Genomic DNA, 10,367 nt, shown 5'->3' on the forward strand with positions numbered 1-10,367 from the left:
CTTTTGTTCTCGGTTACTGCTGGCTGTCGGCCGCGGAGCGGATCAGCGGGATGTCCATCTTTGCCGCCAGTTCCTCGAACGTGGTTCCGAAGGTGTCGCGGACGTGGACGCCGTCCTCCTTCAGCAGGAAGACCGCTTCATTAGTGTAGACGCGGGTAACGCATCCGACGCCGGTGAGGGGGTAGGTGCACTCCTTCACCAGTTTGCTGAGGCCTTCCTTGGTGAACAGCGACATCATGACGTAGACGTCCTTGGCACCGGTGGCCAGGTCCATGGCGCCGCCCACTGCCGGGATGGCATCAGGTGCACCGGTATGCCAGTTGGCCAGGTCCCCGGAGGCGGAGACCTGGAAGGCGCCCAGGACACACACGTCCAGGTGTCCGCCGCGCATGATCGCGAAGGAATCGGCATGGTGGAAGTAGGCAGCACCCGGCAGTTCGGTCACCGGAATCTTTCCGGCGTTGATCAGGTCCGGGTCCACCTCTTCCCCGGTGGCTTCGGGGCCCATACCCAGCATCCCGTTTTCGGTGTGCAGGGTGATGTTCTGCTCGGGCCGAAGGTAGTTGGAGACCAGGGTCGGCTGGCCGATGCCCAGGTTCACGAAGGACCCGGGGGCAATATCGGCCGCCACCAGCGCAGCGAGGTCGTTCTTGCCCAGCTTTTCGGTTCTGTTGCTCATGCTGCAGCCGGCGCTTTCTCCCGGTCCACGCGGACCAGGCTGTTGACGTAGATTCCCGGGGTGACCACGACTTCGGGGTCCATTTCTCCGACGTCGACGATTTCGCGGACCTGCACAATTGCGGTCTTCGCAGCGGCGGCCATGATCGGACCGAAGTTCCGGGCGGTCTTCCGGTAGACCAGGTTCCCTGCCTTGTCGGCGCGCAGTGCCTTGACCAGTGCGAAGTCAGCGTGCAGCGGGGTTTCGAAGACATAGCCGCGGCCGTCGATCATCCGGGTTTCCTTGCCTTCGGCCAGCGGGGTGCCGTAAGCGGTGGGAGTAAAGAACCCGCCGATGCCCGCGCCGGCGGCGCGGATACGCTCGGCGAGGTTGCCCTGGGGCACCAGTTCCAGTTCTATTTCCCCGGCGCGGTACTTGGCGTCGAAGATCTGCGAGTCGGACTGACGCGGGAAGGAGCAGATGATCTTCTTCACCCGTCCGGCACCGATCAGGGCGGCCAGGCCCTGTTCTCCGTTGCCGGCGTTGTTGTTGACCACGGTCAGGTCCTTGGCGCCCTGGCGCAGCAGCGCCTCGATGAGCTCCACGGGCTGTCCGGCCCGGCCGAACCCGCCGATCATGACGGTGGCGCCGTCGTGGATGGGCGCAACGGCCTCATCAACGTCCTGCACAATGTTGAGCACGGTTTTTCCTTACGTCTTCGGTTGCTGGATTCTCAGTTGGCGTTTTCGAGCACGACGGCGAGGCCCTGGCCCACGCCGATGCAGATGGCGGCCACGCCCCAGCGCTCACCCGATTCCTGCAGCCGGCGGGCCAGCGTGCCGAGGATGCGGGTGCCGGAGGCTCCGAGCGGGTGGCCGATGGCGACGGCGCCGCCCCAGGCGTTGACGATAGCCGGGTCGACATCCCAGGCGTCCAGGCAGGCGAGGGACTGGGCTGCAAAGGCCTCGTTGAGCTCAATGGCGCCGACGTCGCTCCAGCTGATGCCGGCCCGCTTCAGCGCTGTGTTGGCTGCTTCCACCGGGGCGTAACCGAAGTACTGCGGCTCGTTGGCTGCAGCGCCGCGGCCGGCGATCCGGGCCAGCGGGTCCAGGCCGAGGATGCCGGCGGCGTTCTCGCTGCCCAGCCAGGCCGCGGAGGCGCCGTCGTTCAGGGGGGAAGCGTTGCCGGCGGTGACGGTGCCGCCGGAGACGTCCTCCGACGCCGGCCGGAACACGGTGCGCAGCGTGGCCAGCTTCTCGACCGTGGAGCCGGCGCGGATGCTTTCATCCCGGTCCAGGTCCACGCCGTCGACGGCGACCGTCAGGTTCGCGTATTTGCCCTCGTCCCACGCCTTTGCGGCGAGGGCGTGCGAGGCTGCGGCGAACGCATCTTGGCGTTCCCGCGTGATGCCGTACTTCTCGCGCAGCTGCTCGGTGGCCTCACCGAGGGAGACGGTCCATTCCTTCGGCATGGCCGGGTTGACCAGCCGCCAGCCCAGCGTGGTGGAGGCCAGGGTCTGATCTCCGGCGGGGTACGGCTTCTCGTTCTTGGGCAGCACCCAGGGCGCACGGCTCATGGACTCGGCGCCGCCGATGAGCATCAGGTCCGCTTCGCCGGTGTTGATCTGCCGCGACGCGATCAGTGCTGCGTCGAGGGACGAGCCGCAGAGCCGGTTGACCGTGGTGCCCGGGATCGAGGTGGGCAGGCCGGCCAGCAGCGTGGCCATCCGCGCGACATTGCGGTTCTCCTCGCCTGCGCCGTTGGCGTTGCCGAAGACCACCTCGTCGATCCGCTCGGGGTCCAGGCCGGGCGCCCGGGACACGGAAGCCTTCAGGACCTGGGCGGCCAGGTCGTCCGGGCGGACGCCGGCGAGGGCTCCGCCGAATTTGCCGAAGGGGGTGCGGACTGCGTCGTAGATATAGGCCTGGTTCACCGGTGCTCCTTGAACTGGAAAGCGAAAACTGGAAGTGGCAGTTGGGACGGACTGAGGCTCAGGCCGCGGCGTCGATCTCGCGGAAGACGCCCTGGGCCACCTTGAAGGCGGAGTTGGCGGAGGGGACGCCGCAGTAGATGGCGGACTGCAATACGATCTCCTTGATCTCGTCCCGGTCCAGCCCGTTGCGCAGCGCTGCCCGGACGTGCATGGCGAACTCCTCCAGGTGGCCGTGGGCGATCAGCGCCGTCAGGGTGATGGCGCTGCGCATGGTGCGCGGCAGGCCCGGCCGGGTCCAGATGGTGCCCCAGGCGTACTGGGTGATCAGGTCCTGGAAGTCGGTGGTGAACTCGTCCTTGCCTGCGTTGGCGCGGTCCACATGCTCGGCTCCGAGGACCTCGCGGCGCACCGCCATGCCCTCGTTGTATACGTCCTGCCGGCTCTTGTTGGCGTCTGCGATCACTGGGTTATTTCCCTTCGAGGTACTGGGCGCCGAAGAAGTCCTTCAGCAGTTCTGCGGTAACGGCCGGCTGCTCCACCGGCACCAGGTGCGCTGCGTCTTCGACGACGGCGGCGGTTCCGTTGGCCACCCGGTCGGCAATGAGCTGCGCGAACGACGGCGGGGTGACGACGTCTTCGGCGCCGGCGACAGCGAGCACGGGGACCGTGATGTCCGGCAGCCGTCCGCGGACATCGAAGGTCGCCAGTGCCCGGCAGCAGAGGGCGTAGGAGAAGCGGTCCGCGTCCTGCAGCGAGTGGAGCAGGGCGGCGGCAGCGGCGGGCTCACGGTCCATAAAGCCCGGAGCGAACCAGCGCTGCCCGGAGCCGACGACCTGGGTGGGCGTGCCCTGGACGCGCACCGTTTCAGCGCGTTCCTCCCAGGCTCCGGTTTCGCCGATCTTGGCGCCGGAACAGAGGACGGCCACGCCGTCGAACAGCGCCCCGTGGTCCAGGGCGAGCTGGAGCCCGACGGCGCCGCCCAGCGATACTCCGGCATAGAAAACCGGGACATCTGCGGGAATGTCTCCGGCATCGCGGGCTCCCGTGACCATCGCGGCGACTGCGGCGGCCAGGTCCGCGATGCTGAAGGATTCGCCTGCAGCGGGGCTCGCGCCGTGGCCGGGCAGGTCCCAGGCAATGACGGTGAAGGTGTCCAGGGCTGCCGCGGCCCGGCTCCACAACGGCATGGACGCTGTGCCCAGCGACGGGCCGGCGATCAGGACCGGGGCCGCGGGGCCGGCGTTGGAAAGGCGGGAGGCCTTAATAGCGGGGATACTCATGCTGAGGGCTTTCCGGGGTAGGCAGCGGTGATCCGCTCAATGAGGGCGGTGGCCTCCCCTAGGTATTCGGCGGGGTCGAGGATGTTCTTGAGTTCCGCATCGGAAAGGACCTCCGGCGGGACCGCAGCACGCAGCAGCTCTTCGAAGGGCTCGCCGGAGGACAGCGAGCGGGCCACCGTGTCGGCGATGATTTCCTTGCCGCGTCCGGGCACGCCGTCGTCAAGCAGCGGGGCGGCCACGGCCATGATTTTCTCGCTGACCACGAGCGGCCCGGCGGATTCCAGGTTGCGGGTCAGCGCCTCCGGGTGGATCTGCAGGCCCTCGGCCAGTTCGGCCAGCTTGGCGGCCGCTCCCCCGGCGAGGCGCAGCAGGGAGCGCAGGGCCTGCCATTCCACGTGCCAGGAGCCGCTGGGCCGTTCATCGTCCGCGGCGGCCGCAGCGGCGTTCAGCTGCATGCCGTAGCCCGGTGCTGCCAGGGCCGCACTGCGGATCAGGACGGACAGGACGGGGTTCTGCTTCTGCGGCATGGCGGAGGATCCTCCGCGTCCGGCGGCGCGGGGTTCGGAGACCTCCCCGATTTCCGGCCGGCTGAGCAGCAGGACGTCGTTGGCAACCTTCCCGGCCGCGGCGGTGAAGTCCTGCAGTGCAGCGCCGAGGGCGGTCACCGGCAGCCGGTTGGTCTGCCACGGCGCCAGGGGCTCGGCCAGGCCGAGGCCGCGTGCCAGGCGTGCGGTGAGGTCGAAGGCGGTGGGGCGTTCCACACCGGGGTCAGCGGAGGCGGCGGCCAGGGAAACCGCTGCAAGGGTTCCGGAGGCGCCGCCCCACTGCAGCTGGAGGTTGTCGGCGGCGGTACGCAGTCCCTGCGCGGCGCTGCCCACCCCGTGCAGCCACTGGGCGGCGCGCAGGCCGAAGGTGGAGGGCAGCGAGTGCTGGGTCAGGGTCCGGGCCACGCACAGGGTCGCGGCGTGGCGCCGGGCGGTAGCCCCCAGGGCAGCGGCGGCCCGGTCGGCATCCGCCAGGATGACTTCCAGGGCGCGGCGGGCCAGCAGCATCAGGGCGGTGTCCATGATGTCCTGGCTGGTGGCTCCGCGGTGGATGGCGGCCGCGGCCTTCGGCGAAGATTCCCGTGCCTGGGTCCGGAGGTCGGCCAGCAGCGGAATCACGGGATTGCCGCCGCCCTGCGCCCGCTCGGCGAGGGACGCGGCGTCGTACCGGGAGGCATCGCTGACGGCGGCGACCGCGGCAGGAGCCTCCGGATCGGCCAGGCCGGCCGACGCAAGCACGCGCACCCATTCGAGTTCCACGTCCAGGAGGGCCTGGAGCAGCTGTCGGTCTCCGGTCAGTTCCGCGACCGGCGTTCCCGCCCAGGCCGGGGAAAGCAGGCCGTAGTCCGCACTGTCCGCTGCGCCCACGGTTACGCCCCGGGGTAGGTGAGGAAGACGGTTTCGTCCTCGCCCTGCAGGCAGATGTTCCAGCGGAGTCCGCCGTCGGCTTCACGGGTGGCGATCAGGGTGCGCCGGCGGTCCTCCGGCAGCGAGGACAGCAGGGCGTCGCGGGCCAGCGCCTCTTCGTCATCCGGCAGGTACATCCGGGTGTGCAGCTTGTTGAGCAGGCCGCGGGCAAAGATGACGAATGAAATGAAGGGTGCCGATCCCTCTTCCGTGGGACCGGGGTTGACCGTAGTGAAGGTGTAGTTGCCGACGTTGTCGACGGCGGTGCGGCCCCAGCCGGTGAAGGTGTAGCCGTCACGGACCAGCGATCCGGTCCGCTGCGGGATATTGCCGTCGGCGTCGGCCTGCCAGATTTCCAGCAGGGCATCCGGAATGGTTTCTCCGGCGCCGTCGGTCACGGTGCCCTGGAGGCGGACGCTGCCGGGCATGCCCGGGGGCAGCAGCTGGTTGTCCTTCTCGAAGGGGAGGGCGTAGCCGTAGAAGGGGCCGATGGTTTGGCCGGGCGTGGCGGTTAGCTTCTGCTCGCTCATTACTCTGCGTCCTCGTCTTCCATCCAGGTGCGGTTGCTGCCGGTGAGCACGATGTCCCAGTTGTAGCCGGTGGCCCACTCGTGCGAGGTGATGTTGTGGTCATACGTGGCCACGAGGCGGTCGCGTGCCTTGGGGTCGGTAATCGACTGGTAGATCGGGTCCAGCGCGAAAAGCGGATCCCCGGGGAAGTACATCTGGGTGATCATGCGCTGGGTGAAGTCGGTGCCGAAAAGCGAGAAGTGGATGTGTGCCGGCCGCCAGGCGTTGTAGTGGTTCTTCCACGGGTACGGACCGGGCTTGATGGTGGTGAACTCGTAGGAACCGTCATCGGTGGTGATGCAGCGGCCGACGCCGGTGAAGTTCGGGTCCAGCGGAGCCGGGTGCTGGTCGCGCTTGTGGATGTAGCGGCCGGCGGAGTTGGCCTGCCAGATTTCCACCAGCTGGTTGCGGACCGGATGCCCGTCACCGTCGAGGATGCGGCCGCGGACGATGATCCGCTCCCCCATCGGCTCGCCGTTGTGCTGGATGGTCAGGTCGCTCTCGAGCGCATGGACGTCCTGGTGGCCGAATGCCGGGGACCACAGCTCAATGGTTTCGGGGTCCACGTGGTGCGGATCCTTGGTGGGGTGGCGCAGGAGGGAACTGCGGTAGGGCCGGAAGTCGATGCGGGGCTGGGTTTCCTCGGCGGCGCCGTCGTCCACCCCCTTGGAGTACTCGGCGTGGACCGCGGCGATTTCAGCGGAGATCTGGTCCTGCGAGGCCTCGGCCGCGTCCAGCTTCTCGATGACATGGCTGTTCGAGAAAAGGTTCTCTTCCATTTCCATGGGTTTTCCTTTCAATGAAGCGCACCTTCGCGCTCCGGATTTCCAAGCATCCACGTGGTCGAGACCACGTTACACCGCCTGTTCGTTGGATGTACAGATGTTCGTTATGCGAACGCTAGTCGTGCGGCCATCCCGTGTAGGCCTCGGCCAGGTACGCACTGCCGTGCCGGGAGGAGACGACGCCGCTGAGCTCTCCCAGCGCACGCTTGCGTTCGAAGGGGCTGGCGTCCGTCCGGGTGTGCAGCATCGACGTCATCCAATAGGAGAAGTTCTGCGCACGCCAGACCCGCTGCAGGGCCTTGTCGCTGTAGCCGTCCAGCAGGTCCGGGGACTTGGTGGCGTAGAACGAGTCGATGGCCTCGAACAGGACTTTCACGTCGGCCAGGGCGAGATTGAGGCCCTTGGCGCCGGTGGGCGGAACCGTGTGCCCGGCATCGCCCGCCAGGAACAAGTTGCCGTACCGCAGGGGTTCACACACGTAGCTGCGGAACTTCAGGACGGTCTTTTCAAAGATGGGGCCACGTGTCAGCTCGAAACCGTCCGGGCCGTCGACCCGTGCCTGGAGTTCGTCCCAGATGCGGTCCTCGCTCCACGCGCCTGCGTCCTCGTTCGGGTCACATTGGAAGTACATCCGCTGGACGGAGTCGTTGCGCTGGCTGATCAGGGCAAAGCCACGGTCGGAATTGGCATAAATCAGTTCCGGGGCACTGGGAGCGGCCTTGGTGAGGATGCCGAACCAGGCAAAGGGGTACTCGATGAAGTTATCCGTGCGCGCTTCCTTGGGGATGGAGCGCTTGCAGATCCCGCCGGAACCGTCGGAGCCCACCAGGATGTCGCAGTGGATTTCAAAGTCCCGGCCGTTACTGTCCGTGAACAGGATCTTAGGGGTGTCGGTCGCCAGATCGGTGACGGATGTTTCGCTAACTCCGTAGCGGACATCGCCGTGATCCCGTTCGCGGGCCGCCGCCAGGTCGGTAAAGACCTCATTCTGCGGGTACAGCCACACGGACTCCCCCACCAGGTCTTCAAAATCGATCCGGTGGCTCTCGCCGCCGAAGCGCAGGTCAATTCCCTCGTGGCGGTACCCCTCCGTAAGCACCCGGTCGCTTACCCCCGTCTCAGTCAGCATGCGGACACTTCCGTGCTCCAGGATGCCGGCCCGGTGGGTGGTGCGGATGGTTTCGTGGTCCCGCTTCTCCACTACGATATTGTCGATCCCGGACTTCGACAGCAGGTGCGAAAGCATCAGTCCGGCGGGGCCGCCGCCCACTATGCCGACCTGCGTCTTGAGGATAGTGCGCTCTGCACCCATCTATTACTCCCTTGAAAACTTTGTAACGGACACTACCTCCCAGTGTGACTGCCGGCACATGGGGAGCTACAAAGTGATTCTCATTGAATGGGAAACGGGCCCGGATCCAGCCCGCCGCGGGTGGTTGCGGTTCACGCTCCAGCGGGCAGGGTCTCCGGCTCCCCGGGAAGCTCCGAAGGCAGCAGCGCACCCCGCCGGGGAACCCCTATCCGGAGCAGGAACACGCACTGGCCCAGTGCCACCGCCACGGCCAGCCAGAGCGTTGGCACAGCGCCGACGGTGCCCAGCAGCACCGCTCCGAGGACACCGCCCAGCACGACGGCGCCCTGGGTGAGGGTGCGGCGGGTGGACGAGACGCGGGCCAGGAGATCATCCGGGATCAGTGCAGTGGTCAGGGCAGAGCTGTTCACCATCATCAGGCCAAGCGCCAGGCCAAAGAGGGTGAACGATACCCCGATGCTCAGCACCGCGAGATGCGGCCAGAGCGCTGTGAGCGGGACGAGCGCGAAGTTCAGCGGCATCATCAGCGCTGCCAGCAGCATTGCGCGGAGCGGGCCGATGGCCCTTCCGATACGCGGGGCCAGCACCGCACCGACGATGCCGCCCACGGCACTGACGGACCAGACGGCGCCGAAGACCGCCGGGTCCATTGCCAGATCGGAAAGGATGAACCAGGACTCGGCAGCCTGGTAGAGACCGGCGGCAAAGTTGTTCGTGGCGGTTGTCATGATCAATGCCAGCAGAACGCGATGACCGGCGATGAACCTGACCCCCGTCGCAACGGCTTCCCGGATGCCCGGCCGATCCGTCTTCCGCGGTACGGGGTTGTCCGGGGGCAGCCGGGCCAGACCTGCGGCGGCGACAAGCTGTGTGGCTGCGCTTACCGCAAGCACTGCCGGTGCCGGCAGGAGCCGCACCAGAACCCCGCCGGCCGCCGGTCCGGCCAAGGACACCACCTGCTCGGACGCCATCAGTGAAGACGCGGCATCCGCAATGCGGTGCCGTCCCACCAGCCGCGGCAATACCGAGGTGTGGGCGGCCATAAAAAACACGTCGGCGATCCCGACCACCAGGATCACCAGCAGCAGCTGCCATGCCGCCAACCAGCCCAGGAAGAACGATGCAACGGCCCAGGCATAGGCTGCTGCACGGACCCAGGTCATGGCGAGCATGGTCCGCCGCTGCCCCCACCGGTCAACAGCCACGCCGGCTACCAGTCCGAAGAGCAGCGGCCCGGCGCTGCTTAGGGGCGCGGCCAGCCCGGCCTCGAACGGGGTAGCGCCGAGCACGGAGATCATTCCCACCGATACGGCAAATACGGCGACGTCGCGGCCAGCATGCACGGCCGTGGTGGCCAGCCACAGACCACGGAAAGCAGGCAGCGCCCACACGCCTGCCTCTGATTTTGCCAATGTGTCCCCCGTTGTGCCGCGCCCATTGAGTGCCGGCACGGATTTACCGGTGACGGTCTCCGTGTGCTGCCGGCCCGGCACTACTATTCCCCGGACGTCCGCCGCCTGCCTGCAGCGCCACGCGGCACGGCCGGTTCCGGCCTGCCAGGGGGTCAGCGCTGGTAGTGGGGACCCGCGGCCTCCGCACGGACACCCAGGCCGCGGGAAATCCCGCGGGCAGCAGTCATCAGCGCCGGGATGGTCGAGGAGATGTGTTCGCTGCCGGTGGGCACCACTACTCCGATGGCGGCCACGGCAGTGCCTCCTGCGCCGAAGACGGGCACGGCTATTCCGGTGGTGTCCGGAACGACGGCGCCGGGCAGGCGTGCGCTGCCTTCCAGGCGCATCTTGGCCCAGGACGAACGCAGCCGCTTTTCTTCGGAGGCATCGGGGTTCTGCTGCGCCAGGTACTCCTCCTGTACGTGCCGCGGCGAGTGGGCCATCATGACCATCCCCGATGAGGAGACGTGGACAGGGAGCCGCCCGGCGACCTTCGCGTGGTTCAGCACCGAGCCGTGGCTGGAAAGGCGCTCGATGAACAGGACCTCATCCTGGCGCAGCACCGACAGCTGGGTGTGCTGCCGAACCACTGCCTGGATGTCTTCCATGAAGGGCATGGCAATCTGCTTTAGACCCAGGGCAGCGGAACTGCGGTTGGCCAGTTCCCAGAGGCGGAGGCCAAGGCGGACGCTGCCGTCGGCCTCTCGCTGCAGGAAGCCGTGCCCCATCAACTCATTCACGATCCGGTGCGCGGTGGATAGCGGCAGCCCGGCACGGCGAGCCAGCACGGCGATGGGCATGGCCTGGTGGGTTTCGTCGAAGGCGCTGATCACCCGCACAATGCGGCTGGTCATGGACTCACCGCTCGGGGAATTGGCCATGGTTTAAGTCTTGCACAGCCGGTATCCGCCACTGCGGTTATTTGACA

11 protein-coding genes are annotated in these 10,367 nt (G+C 67.4%); all 11 read right to left on the reverse strand.

What is annotated here, in order from left to right; genetic code table 11:
• Window positions 1-13: 13 nt before the first annotated feature.
• On the reverse strand, window positions 14-679 hold the full coding sequence (locus tag N2K98_RS13425) for a 3-oxoacid CoA-transferase subunit B (RefSeq protein WP_255865011.1): 666 nt from the start codon (window positions 677-679) through the stop codon (window positions 14-16).
• Complete coding sequence (locus N2K98_RS13430; RefSeq protein WP_255796991.1) at window positions 676-1,359, reverse strand: 3-oxoacid CoA-transferase subunit A; 684 nt, start codon at window positions 1,357-1,359, stop codon at window positions 676-678. Before N2K98_RS13430 ends, N2K98_RS13425 begins: the two co-directional genes overlap by 4 nt.
• Before the next feature lie 32 nt (window positions 1,360-1,391).
• Window positions 1,392-2,591: a thiolase family protein gene (locus tag N2K98_RS13435; RefSeq protein ID WP_255865010.1), complete on the reverse strand. Its 1,200-nt coding sequence runs from the start codon at window positions 2,589-2,591 to the stop codon at window positions 1,392-1,394.
• Window positions 2,592-2,649: 58 nt separating this feature from the next.
• A complete protein-coding gene (gene pcaC, locus N2K98_RS13440; protein ID WP_146361690.1) occupies window positions 2,650-3,006 on the reverse strand; it encodes a 4-carboxymuconolactone decarboxylase in 357 nt (118 codons plus the stop codon).
• A 52-nt stretch (window positions 3,007-3,058) separates the two neighbouring features.
• Window positions 3,059-3,871: an alpha/beta fold hydrolase gene (locus N2K98_RS13445; RefSeq protein WP_255865009.1), complete on the reverse strand. Its 813-nt coding sequence runs from the start codon at window positions 3,869-3,871 to the stop codon at window positions 3,059-3,061.
• Window positions 3,868-5,283 carry a lyase family protein gene (locus N2K98_RS13450; protein ID WP_255796988.1) on the reverse strand — a complete coding sequence of 472 codons (1,416 nt, stop codon included), beginning with the start codon at window positions 5,281-5,283 and terminating at the stop codon, window positions 3,868-3,870. Before N2K98_RS13450 ends, N2K98_RS13445 begins: the two co-directional genes overlap by 4 nt.
• A 2-nt stretch (window positions 5,284-5,285) precedes the next feature.
• A complete protein-coding gene (gene pcaG, locus N2K98_RS13455) occupies window positions 5,286-5,852 on the reverse strand; it encodes a protocatechuate 3,4-dioxygenase subunit alpha (RefSeq protein ID WP_255796987.1) in 567 nt (188 codons plus the stop codon).
• Window positions 5,852-6,676 carry a protocatechuate 3,4-dioxygenase subunit beta gene (pcaH, locus tag N2K98_RS13460; protein ID WP_370646367.1) on the reverse strand — a complete coding sequence of 275 codons (825 nt, stop codon included), beginning with the start codon at window positions 6,674-6,676 and terminating at the stop codon, window positions 5,852-5,854. The genes pcaG and pcaH overlap by 1 nt, the downstream gene beginning before the upstream one ends.
• A gap of 115 nt (window positions 6,677-6,791) precedes the next feature.
• Entirely contained in the window at window positions 6,792-7,988 is a 1,197-nt protein-coding gene (locus N2K98_RS13465; RefSeq protein WP_255796986.1) for a 4-hydroxybenzoate 3-monooxygenase, read from the reverse strand.
• Window positions 7,989-8,119: 131 nt separating this feature from the next.
• Window positions 8,120-9,400 carry an MFS transporter gene (locus N2K98_RS13470; protein WP_255865008.1) on the reverse strand — a complete coding sequence of 427 codons (1,281 nt, stop codon included), beginning with the start codon at window positions 9,398-9,400 and terminating at the stop codon, window positions 8,120-8,122.
• 152 nt (window positions 9,401-9,552) lie between these two features.
• Window positions 9,553-10,320, reverse strand: coding sequence for an IclR family transcriptional regulator (locus tag N2K98_RS13475; protein ID WP_255865007.1), 768 nt, complete (start codon window positions 10,318-10,320; stop codon window positions 9,553-9,555).
• Window positions 10,321-10,367: the final 47 nt, after the last annotated feature.

Source organism: Arthrobacter jinronghuae (assembly GCF_025244825.1).
GTDB classification, from domain to species: domain Bacteria; phylum Actinomycetota; class Actinomycetes; order Actinomycetales; family Micrococcaceae; genus Arthrobacter_B; species Arthrobacter_B jinronghuae.

Bases quoted from the DNA above. Each gene is read 5' to 3' on its own strand.
- N2K98_RS13425 (WP_255865011.1), bottom strand. From the start codon at position 679: ATGAGCAACAGAACCGAAAAGCTGGGCAAGAACGACCTCGCTGCGCTG.
- pcaC (WP_146361690.1), bottom strand. From the start codon at position 3,006: ATGGCGGTGCGCCGCGAGGTCCTCGGAGCCGAGCATGTGGACCGCGCC.
- N2K98_RS13445 (WP_255865009.1), bottom strand. From the start codon at position 3,871: ATGAGTATCCCCGCTATTAAGGCCTCCCGCCTTTCCAACGCCGGCCCC.
- pcaG (WP_255796987.1), bottom strand. From the start codon at position 5,852: ATGAGCGAGCAGAAGCTAACCGCCACGCCCGGCCAAACCATCGGCCCC.
- pcaH (WP_370646367.1), bottom strand. From the start codon at position 6,676: ATGGAAATGGAAGAGAACCTTTTCTCGAACAGCCATGTCATCGAGAAG.
- N2K98_RS13465 (WP_255796986.1), bottom strand. From the start codon at position 7,988: ATGGGTGCAGAGCGCACTATCCTCAAGACGCAGGTCGGCATAGTGGGC.
- N2K98_RS13475 (WP_255865007.1), bottom strand. From the start codon at position 10,320: ATGGCCAATTCCCCGAGCGGTGAGTCCATGACCAGCCGCATTGTGCGG.